The following is an 18,764-nucleotide window of genomic DNA, read 5'->3' on the forward strand; positions in this document are numbered from 1 at the left end:
GGACACGCCGGGCAGCGCCGTGCACCGGCGGCGCAGCGCCGGGGCATCGTGTCACCGGCGCCTCTCCTCGGCTGTGGCACGCCGCTACACCCGCCGCACGTTCGGGCTTTCGCCCGCGCCGCGGCGCACGAGCGCCGATCCGATCAGCGCGCCAAAACGCGCGCAGCGCGGAGTTTCAGCCTTGGTACACGCGGTGCATCTCTCGATGTCAGGACACCGGACGGGCGGCGCCGCTGAAAACGCGTGGGAGCGTGCCGCCGAGCGAGGAGATCACCCATCATGCAGACCAAGCAAGACGGCTCCCAGCGGGCCACCAGCAGAAGCCACGGAAAGGATTTCGTGGAGGCAGCGCGCAAGAGCGCGACTCGCATGGACGACCGCGACGCGTTCATCCCCGATCCGGGCGACGGCCCGCCGCGGGTGATGGACGAGTTCGCCGAGCAGATCGCCGAGCAGTACCTCGCCTCCGCGACGTCGGGCAAGGGCGACATGACCGAGGATTACGAGGACGCGGTGGATCCCGAGGAGATCGGGGGGCCCTTCATCATCACCACGGCCGAGCAGGAGATCGGGTACAGCAGGGATTCGATGAACCCCGAGGACGCCGAGGTCGAGCCGTTCCCCCTGGTCAACCGCTCGCCCCTCGGCGGCTGACCCGGGCGCGAGCGACGGCTCGCGCCGGGGAGCCCGCGAGGCAGCGCACCGCCCACGCGGCAGGCCGGCCGGCGCCTCGGACGCCGGCCGCCTGGCTGGATCTGCTTGGCATCCGCCCTCCGCGCGCCTACGACGGGCGCCGACGCACCGCTGCACAGAGGAGGATGCGACCATGGCTCAGACCAAGTTCAAGGGAAGCCCCGTCCACACCGCCGGCGAGCTGCCGTCCGTCGGCGCGACCGCACCCGATTTCACGCTCGTGAAGAGCGATCTGTCGGAAGGCAAGCTCTCGTCGTATTCGGGCAAGAAGATCCTCAACATCTTTCCGAGCGTCGACACCGGCGTCTGCGCGAAGTCCGTTCGGACGTTCCACGAGCGCGCCGCGCAGCTCCCGGGCGTGACGGTGCTCAACATCTCGGCCGATCTGCCGTTCGCGCACGGCCGCTTCTGCGGGGCCGAGGGCATCAAGAACGCGGAGAGCCTCTCGACCTTCCGGGGCGATTTCGGCGACAAATACGGGGTCAAGCTGGTGGACGGGCCGCTCGCCGGCCTGCTCGCGCGCGCGGTCCTCGTGCTCGACGAGCAGAACAAGGTCGTCCACGCCGAGCTCGTCCCGGAGATCGCGCAGGAGCCCGACTACGACGCGGCCCTCGCGCAGGTGCGGTGAGCCGGAGCGCCGGCGCCTTCGCCGTCACGCGCCCGCGCGCCCCGTGAGCTCACGCGCTCGCGCGCTCACGCATTCGCGCGCCGCGTGAACCGGATGCGCAGCCCCTCCGGCTGCATCGCGAACGCCATCCGTTCCCGCACCGGCGCCGCGGGATCCGCGAGCTCCACCGTGAAGCTCCGCAGCACCATGCCGACCGTCACGGCGCACTCCAGCAGCGCCATCGAGCGCCCCGGGCAGATGCGCGGCCCGCCGCCGAACGCGAGCGCCATCCGCGGCTCGTGCGGCAGCGTCGCGGGCGCGCCCCCGACCCAGCGCTCGGGGCGAAACGACTCCGGATCGCCGAAATACTCGGGCTTCCGCCCCGCGGCGCGCGTGAGCGCCACGACGCCGGCGCCGGCCGGCACCGCCACGTCGCCCACGGCGGTGTCGTGGTTCGCCTCCAGGTAGAGCAGCGGCGCCGCGGACCGCAGGCGCAGCGTCTCGTGCGCGACCGCGCCCGCGTACTCCAGGCGCTTGCTCTGCTCGAGCGTCGGGATCGGGGCGCCGCCGACGACGCGATCCGCCTCCTCGCGGGCGCGCGCCTGCACGTCGGGGCGCGCGCCGAGGTAATAGAGGATCCACGCGAGGGTGTTCGCCGTCGTGTCCTCGCCCGCGAGCAACATCGTGAGGACGTTCGCGTAGACCTCGGCGTCCGAGAGGCGCGCCTTCGGGTCCTCGCCGTCGCGCGCCGCGATCATCAGCTCCAGGAGCGTCCTCGGGCGCGCGGGCCGGTCCGCGCCCCCCTCGATCTCGCGCCGCGCGGCGGTCACGAGATCGAGGATGAACCGCTTCACCGAGGCCATGGCGCGATCGTAGGCGCGGTCGGCGGGGAGGCCCAGGTAGCGCCAGTAGGGCAGCGGCGCGAGCATCCGCCGGTTCAGGCCGAGGAAGACGCGCTGGAGGTGCTCCTGGAGCGCGTCCGGGCCGCGCGCGAGCGTGTCGAGGTCGCGGCCGAAGGCCACGGACGAGGTGACGTCGACCGAGTAGCGCATGAGATCGCCGAGCACGTCGCGCGCGGCGCGCTCGTCGGCCGCCCGCGCCCAGAGCGCGCGCAGCCGGCCCGTGATCGCGGAGATGCTCGGGAAGAACCCCTCGACGTGCCGCGCGTGGAACGTCGGGCTGATGAGCTGCCGCTGCTTCCGCCACGCGTCCCCGTCCGCCGAGAAGAGGCCGACCATGTCCGCCTCGCGCGACACGTCCTCGATGGTGCGCATCCGCCGGAACACCGCCGGACGGCGCTGGAGCACGTCGCGCACGAGCTCGCCGTCGGCCACGACGAGGATCGGCTTGCGGCCCAGCCGGACGGCGAACAGGTCCCCGTGGGCGCGCCACCATCGCTCGAAGTCGAGGTGCCAGCGGTCGGGGTGGAGCGCGAGCAGGTGGCCGACCACGGGCAGCCCCCGCGGCCCCGGGAGATCCGCGAGCGTCCGCCGCGGGCGCGCAGGCGCGGCGCCGCGTCGGATGGAGTCGTCCAGGGTCAGGGACGTGGCCTTCATGCTCTCTTCATACAGAACCAGGGCCGGCGCGTCCCGGCGCAAACACGACAGGGCCTTGATGGGCGATGGGCGATGGGCGCGCGCAGGTCGCGCGGGAGAGCGCGAGGCCGCGCCCTGGGTCGTCGCCCGACACCCGCGCCGAGGGGTGGGCCGCAGCGTCGGTGGGCACGGAGCGCGGCGCTGGCGTGGCGGCATCGGCGCGGGTAGAGACGCGGACATGGCGGAGCCGCTGGAGAGAGAGCTCGCGATGCTGTCCGGCGAGGAGATGGTGGCGGCGCTCGGGCTCGGCGGGGCGCCGGCGTGGGTGCGCCGCGCGGGGCGCGCGGCGTTCGCGGTGCCGTCGTGGCCGCTCGGGCGCGCGCTCGCGCGGTTCGATCGGCGCGTCGGCGAGGCGGGGATCCACGTGGCGGCGCGGGAGGCGCTCGCGGGCTTCGGGGCGCGCTGGACGGCCGACGCGGCGCCGCCGTCGCGCGGGGCGCTGCTCGTGGTGTCGAATCACCCCGGCGCCTACGACGCGCTCGCGCTGATGGCGGCGATCGGCCGGGGAGATCTCATGATCGTGGCGGCCGAGCGGCGGTTTTTGCGGGCGCTGCCGCACGTGAGCGAGCGGCTGCTCTTCGTGCCGATCGACGGGGGCGGCGGCGGGCGGGAGCTCGCGGCGCGCACGACCGGGGTGCGCCGCGCGCTGCGGCACCTGCGCGGCGGCGGGGCGCTGCTGCACTTCCCGGCGGGCCGCATCGAGGCGGATCCGGCGTTCGCGGGCGAGGGCGACGCGCTGCTCGGCGCGTGGCATCCGAGCGCCGGGGCGCTGCTGCGCGCGGTGGCGGCGGCGGGGGGGCGCGTCGCGGTGGCGGTCGTCTCGGGGGTGCACTCGCGGCGGGCGAAGCGGCTGGCCGTCACGCGCTGGGCCGAGCGGCGCGGGATCAGCACGCTGGCGCCGCTCCTCCAGGTGGCGCTGCCGGGCTTCGACGACGTCGACGTGCGGGTGCGGCTCGGCGAGGCGCGGGAGGCGGCGGCGGCGGTCGGCGGCACGGGGGACGATGACGCGGGGCTCACGCGGCGGCTCCAGGAGGAGGCGGCGAGGCTGCTCGCGGGCGGGGCGCGCCGGTCTCCTCGGTGAGGGTGAGGGCGGCGATCCGCGCAGGCCCCCGGTGAGCACGACATTGGCAGGTTCTTTTGCCGTACGCGCCGTTTCTCGACACAACACCGTTCCATGTGCCGACCATTGCGTGCAGCGTGGCTGTACGATGGGGCGATCACGACGAGGATCTTGACTTTCGGATCGCGTTTGGATTTCCTAGCGCCCTGAAACCAGAAGCTCTCTAGTGGCAAACGCCACGAGCCTCGTCGATCATGCCCTTGAATTCCGAGGCCGCTCGCGAATCCGCGTGGTGCCCCGGTGATGACGCGCGACACCGTCGCTCACCCAGCGCTGGCAGCTCGCGCTCCAGCGCTCTCGCCGTGAGCAACGCGGCGGCACGCGGACATCGGCCTCGCAGCCCGTGAGGGCGAGGACGTGACGACGTGTGATGGGCCGTAGAGGTCTCTCTCTGACCACGTCTCTTTGCTCGAAAGGTAGCGGCACGATGTCGATTGGCCAGTTGAAGTCTCGTGGACCGGCGCGGCGCGCAGCGGCGGTGTTGGCTTGCACGCTCGGGCTCTGGGGCCTCTCTGCCTGCAAAGGCAAGCCCGACAGCGCTCCGGCTGCCGAGGGCTCCGCCACCCCCACGCCCACCGCCGCGGCCGAGCAGGCGCCGAGCGGGCACGGGCCCAAGGTCGTGTCAGGGCCCGGCTATAACCCCGAGTGCTTCGCGCCGTGGAAGAAGGACATCAAGTATTTTCAGTGGACGGCGCGCAAGCCGCCGTTCCGCGTCGCGCTCGTCAACGGCTACGTCGGCAACGCCTGGCGCATCCAGATGGTCAAGACGGCCAAGGCCTTCGCCAAGGACCCGGCCATCGCGCCGCTGCTCAAGGAGTTCAAGGTGGTGTCGACCGGCACCGACGTCGCGGCCCAGCTCGGTGCGATCGAGGACTTCATCAACCAGGGCTTCGACGCCGTCGTCACGCTCGCCGTCAGCCCCGAGGGCTTCGATCGCGTGATCCGCCTCGCCGACAAGAAGGACGTCATCCTCGTCCCGTTCGACAACGTGCTCGACACGGACAAGGTGATGCAGGTCAACGAGGACCAGCTGGCGATGGGGCGCCAGTGGGGCGAGTTCCTCGACAAGCAGCTCGGCGGGAAGGGCAAGGTGCTCGAGGTCCGCGGCCTGCCGGGCAACTCCGTCGATCGCGACCGCCACCTCGGCTTCCGCGAGGTCATGGAAGCGCCGGGGAAGAGCTACACCATCGTGGAGGTGGTCGGCAGCTGGGACGACGGCAAGGCTCAGAAGGCGGTGGCCGACGCGCTCGCCGTGCACCGCCAGTTCGACGCGCTCTTCGCGCAGGGCGGCTCGACGGGCGCCATCCGCGCGCTGCTCGACGCCGGCCACAAGCCGATCCCGGTCGCCACGGAGGCCGAGAACGGCGCGCGCAAGCTGATCGCGAAGCACCACGAACAGGGCATGAAGGGCCTGTCGCTCGGCCAGTCGCCGGGGCTCGCGGCCATCGCGATGAAGGCGGCGCTCGAGGGCCTGCAAGGCAAGGTGCTGCCGCAGATGATCTCCGTGCCGATCCCCGCCGCGGATCACACCACGCTGAAGGACGGCGAGAGCTTCTTCTCCCAGCTCTCCGACAACTTCTTCACGCCCAACGAGTTCCCGCCCTGCGGGGTCAACATCTCGGGCGTGAAGATCATGAACGAGTCCGAATCGGACGTGAAGTAGCGCCCGCGGGCGCCCCAGCGTCATGACCGAACCGGTGAGCCCTCCGCTTCTCGAGCTCCGGGCCGTCTCCAAGCGCTACGGCGGGGTGAGCGCCCTGAGCGGCGTCGACTTCGCCTGCGAGGCGGGGAAGGTGCACGCGATCCTCGGCGAGAACGGCGCGGGCAAGAGCACCCTGATCAAGATCATCGGCGGCGTGGTCAAGCCGAGCGCCGGGGAGCTCTTGCTCCACGGCAGGCCGGTCCGGTTCGACCACCCGCTCGAGGCGAACGCCGCCGGCATCGTCTGCGTCTTTCAGGAGCTGTCCCTGATGCCGACGCTGACGGTGGCCGAGAACATCGGCATCACCATGCCGACGAACCGCCTCGGGCTCTTCGATCGCAAGGCGCAGGTCCGCAGGGCCGAGGAGCTCTTGGCGCGCGTCGGCTGCGAGGGCGTGAACCCGAACGCCTGGGTGAGCGACCTGCCGCTCTCGCGCCGCCAGATGGTCGAGATCGCGAAGGCGCTCGGCAAGGACCCGCGGCTCTTGATCCTGGACGAGGCCACCTCCGCGCTGTCGAGCAGCGACGTCAAGAAGGTCTACGAGCTCCTGGCCGAGCTCAAGGCTCAGGGCGTCGGTATGCTCTACATCTCGCACCGCATGCAAGAGATCAAGGAGCTCGCGGACGTGATGTCGGTCTTCCGCAACGGCCGGCACATCGAGACGTTCGCCAAGGGCCAGCGCAGCGACGACGGGATCGTGGAGCTCATGATCGGCCGCGACGTGGGTCACGCCTTCCCGCCGAAGCCGGCGGCGCGCAGCTTCCCGACGACGCTGCTCGAGGTGAGCGGCCTGAGCTGGGAGCAGCAGCTCAAGGACGTGTCATTCAAGCTCGGTAAGGGCGAGATCCTCGGCATCGGCGGGCTCGACGGCCAGGGCCAGCGCGAGCTGTTGCTCAGCCTGTTCGGCGTGCTCAAGGACCTGCGCGGCGAGATCAAGATCGACGGTAAGCCGGTCAAGCTGACGAGCCCGCGAAAGGCCAAGGACCGTGCGCACGGGATCGCCCTCGTGCCCGAAGACAGGAAGACCGAGGGCCTGATGCTGCCGATGGCCATCACCGCGAACATGTCGCTGGCGTCGCTCGACAGGTTCACGCGCGGCGTGGTGCTCGACCGCCGGCGCGAGGCCGCGCGCGTCGACGAGATGGTGCGCCGTATCCAGATCAAGATCGGCTCGCCCGACGACCCGGTGTCGTCGCTGTCCGGGGGCAACCAGCAGAAGGTCGTGCTGGCCAAGTGGCTGATGACGGAGCCGCGGCTGCTGATGCTCAACGACCCCACCCGCGGCATCGACGTCGGCACCAAGCAGGAGATCTACCAGCTGCTCCGCGAGCTGGCGGACGGCGGCACGTCCATCCTCTTCTACACCACGGACTACGACGAGCTGATCGGCTGCTGTGACCGCGTGCTCGTCCTCTACCAGAACCGCGTGCAGGGCGAGCTCGTGGGGCCCGACATCACCGAAAAGAACATCCTGGACCTGGCCTTCGGTCTGCGCGGCGGACCTGAGCGCGGGGAGCCCGAAGCCGAGCGCGCGCGAGGAGAGGCACGATGAAGGACTGGAGGCTCCGCCTGCGCCAGAACCAGGGCCTGCTCGTGGCCGTCGGTCTGTGCAGCTTCTTCTACGGGCTCTACTCGCTGTCTCACCCCAAGGGCTTCAGCGCGTCGCTGCTCGGGCAGAACGCCAACGAGTCGTTCGTGCTGGTGGCGGCGGCCATGGCCCAGACGATCCCCGTGCTGACCGGCGGCCTGGATCTGTCCGTGGGCGCGGTGATCACGCTCGTCAACTGCCTGGCCTCGCACGTCCTCGCCGGCAGCGCGCTCGAGAGCTTCCTGGGCATCCTGCTCTGCCTGGCCCTGGGCCTCGCGGCGGGCCTGATCAACGGCTGCCTCGTCGTGTACGGCCGCCTGCAACCGATCATCGCCACCCTGGCCTCGGGCACGATCTTCATCGGCGTCGCGCTGTTCCTGCGACCGACGCCCGGCGGCCAGGTCGACGGCGATCTGGCGTTCGCGGCCACCTTCGATCTCAACGAGCTGCTGCAGGCCACGGGCGCCGCCCCCCTCGACGGCGCGCTCGGCTTCATCGGCAAGGTCCCGTCACCCGCGATCTGGATGGCGCTGCTCGCGCTGCTCTGGTCCTACTACCGCCGTACCCGCTACGGCCTCGGCGCTTACGCCGTCGGCGCGTCGCAGGAGGCGGCGTACATGTCAGGCGTCCGGGTCGAGCGCGTCAAGCTGGCCGCGTACACGCTGTCGGGGTTCTTCGCCAGCGTCGGCGGCCTCTACCTCGCCCTGCAGACGGCGTCGGGCAACGCCGATATCCCACAAGCCGGCTCCTACACGCTGAACTCCATCGCCAGCGTCGTGATCGGGGGCACCTCGTTGTACGGAGGGATGGGCGGAGCCATCGGGTCGCTCTTCGGCGCGCTGGTGCTCCGCTCCGTCGCCTTCAACTTCCGGGTCTTCGACGAGGGCTCGGCGCTCGGCTTCCTCGCCAACCCGCTCTACCAGCCGCTGTTTGAGGGCCTCATCCTGCTCGCGGCCGTCTGCCTCGGCGCGCTCTGGGTCTTCCGCCTCAAGAACCGGCTGCACATCTTCAGGTGAGCTCGATGCAACAGCTCTCCTCCCTCAAGAGCCGCTTCGGCGAGATCGACAGGCCGACCTGGTACGCGCTGCTGTCGATCGGCGTCATCCTCGTGATCGGCTCGATCGGCACGCTGATCACCCAGGGCACGCTGAGCTTCCTGAGCCCGTATTACCTCCTGCAACAGCTGCAGATCGCCGCCTTCCTGGGCGTGGCCGCCACGGGCATGATGATCGTCATCCTGCTCGGCCACATCGATCTCTCGCTGCCATGGGTGCTCACCTCGAGCGCCATGCTGGCCGCGGGGCTCGGCGGCTGGGCCGCGTTGCCCTACGGCCTGGCCATCGGCGCCGCCGCGGGGCTCGTGAACGGGCTCGGCGTCGCCTACCTGCGCGTGCCCTCGATGATCTTCACGCTGGGCACGAACACCGTGCTTCAGGGGCTGATGGTGCTCTACACCGGCGGCTTCGCGCCGCGCAGCGAGGCGCCGGAGTGGATGGAAGTCCTGGCCGTCGGCAAGACGCTCTCCATCCCGAACTCGCTGTTCGTCTGGATGTTGGTCGGCGGCGTCGGCGCCTTCGTGCTGAAGAGGACCGCGCTCGGCCGCTACATCTACGCCGTGGGCAACCAGGAGCAGGCCGTCTACCTATCGGGCATCAGGACGCACTGGGTGCTGATCGGCGCCTTCGTGATGTGCGGCGTGTGCTCCGCCATCACCGGCATGCTGCTGGCGGGCTTTTCGCACAAGGCCTACCAGGCCATGGGCAACGATTACCTCATGCCGGCCATCGCCGCGGTGGTGATCGGCGGAACCAACATCATGGGCGGGCGCGGGACGTACCTCGGCACCGTCCTCGGCACGATCCTGATCGTGCTGCTCCAGAGCATGCTCAGCGTGCTTCAGATGCCCGAGGCCGGCCGCCAGATCATCTACGGCGCCGTGATCATCGCCATGCTGCTGGTCTACGGCCGACAGCAGCAGGGTGGTGGCCGGGTCTGAACATGAAAGCGGGAAGGCGGGAAGACAAGATCAATGATCTTCTTGCCTTCCCGCCTTCATAAGAATCACTCCGGGGCAAACTGGGCCACCACCAGCAGGAGGGGCGATGACCCGAAGCCGTGGGCCGAGGACGCTCAGGCGAGCATGCCGTCGATGGGCCCGGAGCCGTCACCCTCTCCGAAGTTCTCCGTCCACTCGGTCTTGTCCCGAACGGCGGCGGCGATGAGGCCGTTGAAGAGGCGGTTGTTCGTGACGTTTCCGGCGTCGATGTACTGCCCCTGCTTCAGGTAGCCGCCGCCGCTTCCGGCGATGATCGTCGGCACGTTGCGGAAGCTGTGTGACGGGCCGTCCGCGACGTGGTTCGTCCACATGACAATGGACTTGTCGAACAGGTCGCGCGCCTTGAACTGATCGAGGCCGTGGAGCAGCGTCTGCATGCGGAGCACGTCGATCTCGGCGTGGGCTTGCTCGGCCGTCGGGTTGTTGCCCGAAGACGCGTCCGATTGCACGCGGTGGCTGAGGTGGTGGAAGGGCCAGCCGAGGCTCGCGTTCGACGGCACCGCGTACTTCGTCTGATCCGTGCCGTCGCCGTGCTGCAGCGTCGCCACGCGGTTGAAGTTGCAGGCGAACGCCAGCGCCACGAGCTCGAGGTGGAGCTTCGCGACGTCCTCGATCATGCCGTCCATCTTGAACGCGAGGCCGCCCTTGAGCGCCTCGAGCTCCGACGTCGCGAGCCCCGCCTGGCTGCAGGCCCCGCCCATCTCCCCCATCGTGACCTCGGTGTCACGGATGGAGTCGAAATGCTGCTGGAGGCGGTGCTTGTCGGCGGAGCTCAGCGCCGACATGCGCATCAGGCTGTTCAGCTCCTCCTTCACGAAGTCGTTCGCGCTCTTGCGGCTGCGGAGGAGCTCCTCCGCGAGCTGCGCGCCGTTGTCGCTGCCACCGCCGCTTTCTGCCAGGCCGACGAGCTTGGCGTAGAGCGCGTACGGGTTGTCGTCCGCCGGGCGCACCTGGCCGGCACCACCGGCCTTGAAGGAGATGCGCTCGGCGATGTACCCGTTCTTGCGGTTGCCGGCGTAGAGCGTGAGCGGCTCGGCGCCGCCCTCGTTCACCAGCTCGGCGATGACCACGTCCGCGGACACGCCGGTCGCGGTTGCGGTCCTGCCGCCGCCCTGCGCCGGGCGCGCGGTGAGCGCCTGACACAGGCCCTGCGCGTGGCCGCAGTTGGTGGGCCCCCCCATCGGGAAGTTGATCCCGCGGATGAACAGCAGGTTCGAGGCGTGAGGCGCGAGCACGTGCGTCGCCTTGTCCGTCATGGCGGCGAGCCCCGTGGTCGTGAGCGGGCCAGTCTGGTCCGGGAAGAACTTCTTACCCACCACGCCGCACGCCGCCACGATGTAGAGGCTGAACACGGGCGGGTTGTCCGCGGCCCAGGCGGAGCGCGACGGCAACCCCTCCAGGAACGGAAGGGCGATGGCGACGCCGCCGGCGCGCAGGAACGCGCGCCGATTCATCCCGCGCCGGCGCGCCACGTGAGGTTGAGTGAGGTTCGTTATGATCTTGGAGTTCACAGCGGGCCTCCCACGCGAGTCCGGAATGCTTCGTCCTTCACGAGCTCGAGCATCATCTCTTTCACCGAGCCGCTGGCGCCGCGGCTCACCTCGGCGAGCGTCTCGACGAGCGGCAAGTCCGCCGGGATGACGTCGCGCTGGAGCGCGAAGCTCGCGAGCTTCTTGGCGTAGCAGAGGTGAGCCTGCTCGCCCGCCGCCATGTGGTGCATCAGCTCGCCGGCGTCCGCGAACGACTTGGGTCCTTCGGTGAAGGAGTAGACGCCGCTGCTGTCGACCGGCAGGCCCCCGTTCTCCTCGTCCCGATATTGCCCCATGCCGTCGAAGTGCTCGAAGGCGAAGCCGACGGGGTTGATGAGCTCGTTGTGGCACTTGCCGCCGCAAGCGGCGGTGAGCCGCGTGATGCGTTCGCGGTTCGTCTGCCCGGGCTCGAGGGGCGGGACCGGCGGGATGTTGGGGGCCGGCGCGCCGAGCGGCGTGCACAGCACGTCGAGGTTGATGCTGACGCCGCGGTGGATCGAGTCCGACTCATCGTTCAGGGCGTTGAGCGTCAGGTAAGGGAGCTGCGAGAAGAAGCCGACGCGATCGGGGCCGAGGTCGCGCTCCACGAGGTCGCGGCCGCTCGGCGAGAGGCCGTAGAGCTCCGCCATCCCCGGCCCCACGAAGCCCTTCGTGGACGTGAGGATGTCCTTGACGCCGAGGCCCTCGGTGAAGACTTTCTCGAAGAACAGGTACGCGCTCTCCTCGTACTCCGCGTTCAACGATTCGTTGTAGCTCGGCACGCCGAGCTTGCTGATCGTGGCGTACCGATCGAAATGGAGCAGCTCGCGATGGAAGTACCGCATGCCCTTGGCCGCGGTGGGCTCCTCCAGCATGGACTCGGCGAGGGCGGCGATCGCTTCCGGCGTCGTGAGCGTGGGCGCCTTGTCGAGCAGCGCGTCATCGGGCGAGGCGTTGCGCAGCCAGAGCGAGAGCTTCGCCGCGATCTCGTAACCGCTGAGCGGCTTGCGCTCCTCGCCGAGCTCCGTGCGGTAGAGGAAGTGCGGCGACTGGAGCATCGTCCGAATCACGAGCTGCGCGCCCTTGGCGAACGTGCTCTTCGTGCCGGACATCGCCGCGCCGGCCTCGAAGAGCGTCGTGTACTTGTTGACCTCGTCGTCCGTCAGCGGACGGCGGTACGCACGGCGCCCCACGGTCTTGATGAAGCCGGCCGCGTCCGTACCCGGGTACACCTTGGCGAGCGCCGCGTCCGAAGCCGTCACGTCCTCGGCGAGCGCCTCCGCCGCCGATTGGTAGTCGCTCCACGAGCGCTGGTTCACGCTCAGCAGGAGCTCGTTGTTCGTGAAGTCCGTCGTGCCCGCGACGGGCTTCTCGAACGCCTCGGACAGCGACGACGGCGCGTCGAGGTTCAGGACCACCTGCACGCTGCTCGCCCACTGCGCGTTCGTGAGGCGCACGAACCGGTGGTACCGCGGCGCCCCAGGCATGTCGATGCCGCGCGCCTCGCCGCCGGTGGCTTGGTCGCTGCCGCCCGGCACAGGGCGGTCGCTCTCCTCTGGATCGCCCAACGCGCCCGTGCACCCCGCGAGCAGGAGCGCCGTGACGCAGAGCCCCGCGCCGAGCACCCGCCTGCGGCGCGGCAAGCCGGTCATCGAAAAAGACGGTGGGGTCATCATTGCCTCCTGACGGACCTCTCGTGGCTAGCGGTTCCCTTCGCATGACCAGCGATGCAACGACCATCGTGCTCGCTGAAGCGGGGCGCGTCGTCCCGGTCGATGGCGCGCTCGAGGAGCTCGCCCTGACGGACGACCGGCATCAGGCCCCAGGCGCGGCTATGGAAAAGGAAGTCCAGCCGGCCTGGCGACGTCAGTCCCCAGCGGCGGACCTGCCTTCGTTGGACAGCATCGAACAGCGAACGCTTCCGCGACGACGGAGCGGACGCGATTGTCGCGAAAGTCGTTCAGACGATGACGGAGGCCTCGCTGCGCGCCGCGAGACTGCCCGACCAGGGCCAAGCAAAAGGATACCCTTCGAGCCAAATGTTAACGGTAACATGTTCAATGTCAATTCCAATCGACCGGATCGCGGGGCATCCTCGAGTCTGGGGGAGACCCGGGCTGGCGGTGCGCCGCGTCAAGAAAGGCAGGCACCGGACCGTGGTCACCGCTGGACCGCTCGACGAGCTCGGCCGCCTGAGCTGAGATTGTACAGTATCGGCAGTCGAACGCGTGCGCGGAAGGGCCGGACGGCGGGGAAGCCGCGCAATGCGCGTGTACCGCAATCGACGGAGGCCAAAGCGACATCGATGCAACGAAGCGCACAATCCAACCATTGCCTCGGCACCGGCAAAATTGCCACAAACCGATGAGATTCCCGCTCCAAGGCTCCGCAAAGTCGGACGATGTGGCGACACGCTGACCGATCTCCACACTCTCAGCCCATCTCATTCCCGCGCACGCATCCAAATTACCATGCTCGAGCGCGCAACATGGTCGATTTGCCGATTGACTTGTGGATCGGCCGGGCATGATCCTCATCACTGAGGATACCCATGCTCAGGACACTGCTCGCTACCGCATTGTCGCTCGCGCCGCTCGGGTGCGGCAGCGACTTCGAGCCGCCGCTGGTCGCGGGGAGGGCCGTGCTCACCCTCGGCGCGAAGCAGCTCTTCCTCGATACGGGCAACAACGGGGAGACCGCGGTCGCGTTCGACGAGGACAACCAGCGCAGCTGGTACACGGATTGTGGGGTGAAAGGCGATGAGCTCGAGGTGATGATCCTCAACGATCCCATCCGGGAAAAGAAGGGGTTCTGGGGGATCACCCTCCGCGCGTCTCGCGCGCTGGACGAGGACGCCTGGAACGTGTCCGCCAACCTCGGCGACGACGTGCTCAGCGGTGTTTGCCAGCTGAACCACAAGACCACACGCGAGAAGGACCTTTACGAAGGGGAGCTCTCCGTGGCGGCGTGCATCGTGAAGGACCCGACCCCGGACCCGGACGGCCTGCAAGAGGCCCGCTTCGACGCCTTCGTCCGCGCCAAGAGGTGCGTCCTGCGCGACCCCGGCAGCGGAGGATGACGGCTCAGCGCCCCGGCGCCGCGTGGGCGAGCGCCGCGCCGACCGCGGCCGCGGCGCCGTCCCACGTGGGCAGCGCCGGAGCGCGGAGCATCGCCGCGCGGCTCATGCTCGCCCGGAGCGCCCCGTCCTCGATGAAGCGCGAGAGCGCCCGCACGAGCCCCTCGCCGTCGTCCCAGAGCAGCGCCTCGGCGCCGTCGTGCACGACCTCGGCGATCGCGCCGGCGCGGGCGGCGAGCACCGGCACGCCGGCGCGGACCGCCTCGGTGAGCACCATGCCGTACCCCTCCAGCCGCGAGGGCAGGACCAGCGCGTCCGTCTCCGCGAGCGCGGCCGCGAGCGCCTCGTCGTCGAGCACGCCGCGCGCCTCGACGCGCGCCCGCAGGTGCGCGGAGCCGTCGATCGCCCGGCGCACGCGCTCGGCATAGGCCGGGTCGCGCGCCGCGTCGCCCACGAGGACGAGCGTGGCGCGCGCGCTCCCGACCCGCTCGAACGCCGCGAGCAGCTCCAGGAGCCCCTTGCGCGGGATGAAGCTCCCCACGAACGTGAGCCGCAGCGGGCCGCCGTCCCGCGCGGCGCGGGGGCGCAAGGGGAGCCGGTCCGCGCCCGGCGGCGCCACGTCCACCCGGCCGAGCCCGTGCTCGCGCCGGAGCCGCGCCGCGGTCGTCGCGCTCGTCGCGAGGTGCGCGTCGCAGAGCCGGATCACGGCCCCCTCGGCGAGCGCGAGCGCCGCGCGCCGCGGGCCGGGCGGGAGCTCCCACGCGCTCAGGTGGTGCACGAGGAGCACGCGCGCGATCCGCCGCGGCAGCGCCGCGAACGCCGGGCCGAGCTCCGGGAAGCAGAGCTCGTCGCCGACCACGACTTCAGGGTCGAGCCGGGCGAGGCGCCCCGCGAGCGCGAGCCCGGCCAGCGCGCGCGACCGCGGCGCGGGATCGAGGGACACCACCTCGACGACATCGCCCCTCCGCCGCAGCCGCTCGACGACGAGCCGATCGTAGATGTACCCGCCCGTGATCTGGTCGAGGGCGCCGTAGACGACCCAGGCGATGCGCATGCGTCGACCCAGTACCACGGAACCCGGCCCGCCCCGCGCGGGCGGCCGGGCGCCGCGCCCGGGTGTCACGCGCCGGGCGGGGGCCTCCGGCGCGCCCTCCACCCCGACAGCTCCCCCGCCGCGACGAGGCCGGCGCCCAGCGCGAAGCACACCAGCGAGGTCGCCAGCGCGGGCAGCGGGATGTCGCGGTCGCCGCCGCTGTACGCCTCGACCGTGGACGTCAGGAGCCAGTACTGGAACGCGCAGAGCATCGCCACGGCGAGCACCCTCGCGCTCATCGCGCCCTTCGCCCCGGGGCGCAGATCGTGCTTCGGTCCAGGGATCGGCATCGCTCACCTCACGTCGCGCGCCGCCGCGCGAGCCCGACCGCGAACACCTTGCCGTCCTCGACCGCCAGCGCGATGCGCCCGAGCGGCCGCAGATCGCGCGGCGGACCGGACGTGCCCTCGCCGGAGGCCACGTCGAAGCGGCCGTTGTGGCAGTAGCACCGGAGGTGCTCTTCCCCGCCCTCCCGCGCATAGGAGACCGGACATCCGAGGTGGGAGCACTTCTGCTCGAACGCCAGGAGCTCGCCGTTCTCCCGGCGGATCAGCAGCGCCGGCGTCGTCTCGTCCGGGTAGCGAAAGGCCACGGCGCTGCCCGGCGGGAGGTCGTCGACCCGCGCGATCTCCACGCGGCCGGGCGGCTCCGCGGGCGGGCGGCGCGAGCGGAGGTACACGACGGCGTTGCCGGTCGCGAGCCCGCCGCTCAGCAGCACGAGGAAGCGGGCGAAATCGCGGCGGGTCACGTGGTCGTCCCCCTCGGACTCGTACGGGAAGTCCTCTCGCCACTTGGGCAGGTCCTCCGCGCCCATCACAGAAACTCCGCCTCCGGCCGCGCCTCGTCCGGCGCTCGCCCGTCGCCCGCGCCCGCCGCCAGCGCGGTCGCGAGCGCCGCGGGGCCGCCGCCCTCGTCGAAAGCGGGCAGCTCGACCGCCATCTCGTCCACGTCGTGCGGCACCATCACGTGCACGCGCGTCGCGATCCGCTGCTCGCCGAAGCGCCAGCGGTTGATCGGCTTGCTCGCCGGCCGCTGCCGCGCGATCTCCTCGCGCGTCCCGTAGAACAGCGCGCCCGTGGGGCAGACCGTCGCGCACATCGGCTTCTTCCCGGCGCTCGTCCTGTCGAAGCACATGTCGCACTTCTGCATTTGCTGGATCTCCATTTTGATGATCGGGACCCCGAACGGACACGCGAGCTCGCAATTGCCGCACGAGATGCACCGGGGCTTGAGGCTCGAGTGCACGATCCCGTGCTCGTCGACCTTGATGGCGTCCGCGGGGCAGACCGACGCGCAGGTCGGATCGGCGCAATGCATGCAGACCATCGGCGCGGTCTGGAGCGACACGCCCGGCGCGACGAGGTCCACGTGCACCATCGGCAGCCCGCGGTGCGTGTGGCACTCCGAGCACGCCGCGGCGCACGCCTGGCAGCCGATGCACCGCTCGAAATCGATGAAGAAATCTCGCACCACAGCGCTCATGAGGCCTCCAGCTTGAGCTCGGCGAACAGCGATCGCGCCCGATCGGCTTCGGCGCGCGTGGCGGCGCGCACCCTGCACGCCGCGACCTTGAACTCCGGCATCTTGCTCACGGGATCCAGCGCGCGGACCGTGAGCTGGTTGGCGGCGAGCTCCTCGGGCCAGTGGTACGGGACGAACACCGTGTCCGGGCGGATCGTCGGGGCGATCCGGAGCGGGACGGTGATCCCGCCGCGCCGCGTCTCGATCGTGACCAGCTGCCGATCGGCGAGGCCGAGCCGCGCCGCGAGCGCGGGGTGCATCTCGCAGATCGGCCCGGGGCTCTTCTCGACGAGGAACTTGATCCGCCGCGTCTGCGTCCCGCTGAGATAATGAAACACGCTCCGGCCCGAGGTCATGTACAGCGGAAACTCCGCGTCGGGCACCTCCGCGCTCGGGCGATAAGGCGTGGGGATCAGCTTGAACTTGCCGTCGGGGTGGTAGCTCCTCCCGTCCTCGAAGAGCCTCGGCGTGCCCGGGTGCCCTTCCGACGGGCAGGGCCAGAACACCCCCATCTCCCGCTCCACGCGCCCGTACGTGACGCCCGCGTAATCGGCGGTCCCTCCCGCGCTCGCGCGGCGCAGCTCGTTGAAGATGTCCTCGCTGCTCGAGAAGCGGAAGTGCTCCTCCTTTCCGAGCCGCCTCGCGAGCTCGAGGAGGATCCACGTGTCCCGCCGCGCGTTGCCGGGCGGATCGACGGCGGCGCGGAGGCGCACCACGCGGGCCTCCGCCGTCGTCGAGGTGCCCTCTTCCTCCTCGTGCAGCGAGCCGGGCAGCACGACGTCGGCGTAGCGGGCGGTCTCGCTCATGAAGAAGTCGATGACGCAGAAGAACTCGAGCCTCTCGAGCGCCTCGCGGGCGAAGCGCGTGTCGGGGTGGCTGACCACGGGGTTGAAGCAGAGGTTGAGGAGCCCGCGGATCTCGCCCGCGTGGATCGCCTCGACGATCTCCACGGTGGTCTTGCCCTTGCGCGGCAGCTCGGCGTCGGAGATGCGCCAGACATCGCAGATGTGCTTGCGGTGCTCCGGGTTCTCGATGTCGCGGTTGCCGGGGAGCTGATCGCACTTGTGCCCGTGCTCGCGCCCGCCCTGCCCGTTGCCCTGCCCCGTGATGGTCGCGTAGCCGCAGCCCTTGCGGCCGATCCTGCCGGTGGCGAGCACGAGGTTGATCAGGCTGAGGACGTTCTCGACGCCCTTCGTGTGCTGCTCCACGCCGCGCGCGTGCAGCAGGAAGCTCGTCTTCGCCTGCCCCCACGCCGCGGCGACCTCGCGGATGAGCGCCGCCGGGACGCCGCAGATCTCCGCGGCCCACTCGGGCGTGCAGCGCTCCACCGAGGCGCGGAGCTCGGCCCAGCCGGTGCAGCGCTGCTCGACGAACGCCCGGTCGAACCAGCCGTTCGCGACGAGCTCATGGAGCAGCGCCTGGTTGAGCGCGCTGTCGGTCCCCGGGCGGAGCGCGACGTGGTGGTCGGCGGTGCGGGCGATGGGCGTCTCACGCGGATCGACCACGATGAGCTTCGCGCCCCGGTCGCGCGCCTTCCAGATGTAGTGCGTCAGCGTCGGGAAGCACTCGCTCACGTTGGTGCCCGCGAGCAGCACGACGCCGGCGTCGGGGATGTCTTCCCAGGGGTTCGCGGCGCGGTCGATGCCGAACGCCTTCTTGTTGCCCGCGCCCGCGGAGACCATGCAGAACCGGCCGTTATAGTCCAGGTTGGCGGTGCCGAGCGCGAGGCGCGCGAACTTGCCCACGAGGTAGCTCTTCTCGTTGCTCAGCGAGACCCCGCTCAGCATCGCGAAGGCGTCCTTGCCCCGCTTCGCCTGGATGGCGCGCGCCTTCGACGCCACGAGATCGAGCGCCTCGTCCCAGCCCGCCTTCCTGAACCCGGCCCCGTCGCGGATCAGCGGGTCGGTCAGGCGGTCGGGGTGGTGCGTCTGCATGTACCGCTTGACCCCCTTCGGACAGAGCCGCCCCTCGTTGAACGGGAACTCCTCCCACGGCTCGATCCCGATGACCCGGCTGTCCTTGACCTGCAGCTTCACGCCGCACTGCATCCCGCAGAAGCAGCAGTGGGTCTCGACGAGCCTGTCGGGCTCGGGCTTCGGTCCCCACCCGGTCACGGGCGAGTCCGAGACGTGCGGCCCGTAATCGCGGATATAGTCGGAAATAGGCAATCTCAGGTGAGCCATGTGTCGTCTCCTCCGCTCCGTC

General features: G+C 70.5%; 16 protein-coding genes. 8 read left to right on the forward strand and 8 right to left on the reverse strand.

Features of this window, described 5'->3' with window-relative positions:
• Positions 1–279 precede the first annotated feature (279 nt).
• On the forward strand, positions 280–654 hold the full coding sequence (locus tag WME83_RS34775) for a hypothetical protein (RefSeq protein WP_437314003.1): 375 nt from the start codon (positions 280–282) through the stop codon (positions 652–654).
• A 172-nt stretch (positions 655–826) separates the two neighbouring features.
• A complete protein-coding gene (tpx, locus tag WME83_RS34780; RefSeq protein ID WP_437314004.1) occupies positions 827–1,321 on the forward strand; it encodes a thiol peroxidase in 495 nt (164 codons plus the stop codon).
• A 65-nt stretch (positions 1,322–1,386) separates the two neighbouring features.
• On the opposite strand, the gene WME83_RS34785 is transcribed toward tpx, so the two are convergent.
• Entirely contained in the window at positions 1,387–2,856 is a 1,470-nt protein-coding gene (locus tag WME83_RS34785) for a cytochrome P450 (protein WP_437314005.1), read from the reverse strand.
• 217 nt (positions 2,857–3,073) lie between these two features.
• Between WME83_RS34785 and WME83_RS34790 the strand changes: the two genes are divergently transcribed.
• From WME83_RS34790 to WME83_RS34810, 5 genes are all read left to right on the forward strand, one after another.
• Positions 3,074–3,976 (forward strand): 1-acyl-sn-glycerol-3-phosphate acyltransferase, encoded by a 903-nt coding sequence (locus WME83_RS34790; RefSeq protein ID WP_437314006.1) that lies wholly within the window; start codon positions 3,074–3,076, stop codon positions 3,974–3,976.
• Positions 3,977–4,457: 481 nt separating this feature from the next.
• On the forward strand, positions 4,458–5,678 hold the full coding sequence (locus WME83_RS34795; protein ID WP_437314007.1) for a sugar ABC transporter substrate-binding protein: 1,221 nt from the start codon (positions 4,458–4,460) through the stop codon (positions 5,676–5,678).
• A 22-nt stretch (positions 5,679–5,700) separates the two neighbouring features.
• The gene (locus tag WME83_RS34800) at positions 5,701–7,269 is read left to right on the forward strand and encodes a sugar ABC transporter ATP-binding protein (protein ID WP_437314008.1); all 1,569 of its coding nucleotides are present in this window, start codon (positions 5,701–5,703) and stop codon (positions 7,267–7,269) included.
• On the forward strand, positions 7,266–8,321 hold the full coding sequence (locus WME83_RS34805; protein ID WP_437314009.1) for an ABC transporter permease: 1,056 nt from the start codon (positions 7,266–7,268) through the stop codon (positions 8,319–8,321). Before WME83_RS34800 ends, WME83_RS34805 begins: the two co-directional genes overlap by 4 nt.
• A 5-nt stretch (positions 8,322–8,326) precedes the next feature.
• Positions 8,327–9,301 carry an ABC transporter permease gene (locus WME83_RS34810; protein ID WP_437314010.1) on the forward strand — a complete coding sequence of 325 codons (975 nt, stop codon included), beginning with the start codon at positions 8,327–8,329 and terminating at the stop codon, positions 9,299–9,301.
• Between the two features lie 134 nt (positions 9,302–9,435).
• Here WME83_RS34810 and WME83_RS34815 read toward each other — a convergent pair whose 3' ends face one another.
• Positions 9,436–10,815, reverse strand: coding sequence for a DUF1552 domain-containing protein (locus tag WME83_RS34815; RefSeq protein ID WP_437314011.1), 1,380 nt, complete (start codon positions 10,813–10,815; stop codon positions 9,436–9,438).
• A 53-nt stretch (positions 10,816–10,868) separates the two neighbouring features.
• Positions 10,869–12,521, reverse strand: coding sequence for a DUF1592 domain-containing protein (locus WME83_RS34820; RefSeq protein ID WP_437322082.1), 1,653 nt, complete (start codon positions 12,519–12,521; stop codon positions 10,869–10,871).
• A gap of 899 nt (positions 12,522–13,420) precedes the next feature.
• Between WME83_RS34820 and WME83_RS34825 the strand changes: the two genes are divergently transcribed.
• Positions 13,421–13,948 carry a hypothetical protein gene (locus WME83_RS34825; protein WP_437314012.1) on the forward strand — a complete coding sequence of 176 codons (528 nt, stop codon included), beginning with the start codon at positions 13,421–13,423 and terminating at the stop codon, positions 13,946–13,948.
• Between the two features lie 4 nt (positions 13,949–13,952).
• On the opposite strand, the gene WME83_RS34830 is transcribed toward WME83_RS34825, so the two are convergent.
• From WME83_RS34830 to WME83_RS34850, 5 genes are all read right to left on the reverse strand, one after another.
• Positions 13,953–14,999 carry a glycosyltransferase family 4 protein gene (locus tag WME83_RS34830; protein ID WP_437314013.1) on the reverse strand — a complete coding sequence of 349 codons (1,047 nt, stop codon included), beginning with the start codon at positions 14,997–14,999 and terminating at the stop codon, positions 13,953–13,955.
• 65 nt (positions 15,000–15,064) lie between these two features.
• Positions 15,065–15,328, reverse strand: a complete 264-nt coding sequence (locus tag WME83_RS34835) for a DUF6755 family protein (protein WP_437314014.1) — start codon at positions 15,326–15,328, stop codon at positions 15,065–15,067.
• Positions 15,329–15,336: 8 nt separating this feature from the next.
• On the reverse strand, positions 15,337–15,852 hold the full coding sequence (locus WME83_RS34840) for a ubiquinol-cytochrome c reductase iron-sulfur subunit (RefSeq protein ID WP_437314015.1): 516 nt from the start codon (positions 15,850–15,852) through the stop codon (positions 15,337–15,339).
• Positions 15,852–16,520 (reverse strand): 4Fe-4S dicluster domain-containing protein, encoded by a 669-nt coding sequence (locus tag WME83_RS34845; protein WP_437314016.1) that lies wholly within the window; start codon positions 16,518–16,520, stop codon positions 15,852–15,854. The genes WME83_RS34840 and WME83_RS34845 overlap by 1 nt, the downstream gene beginning before the upstream one ends.
• Complete coding sequence (locus WME83_RS34850; protein WP_437314017.1) at positions 16,517–18,742, reverse strand: molybdopterin oxidoreductase family protein; 2,226 nt, start codon at positions 18,740–18,742, stop codon at positions 16,517–16,519. Before WME83_RS34850 ends, WME83_RS34845 begins: the two co-directional genes overlap by 4 nt.
• Positions 18,743–18,764 lie beyond the last annotated feature (22 nt).

This window comes from Sorangium sp. So ce385 (genome assembly GCF_051474135.1).
In the GTDB taxonomy this organism is placed as follows: domain Bacteria; phylum Myxococcota_A; class Polyangia; order Polyangiales; family Polyangiaceae; genus Sorangium; species Sorangium cellulosum_D.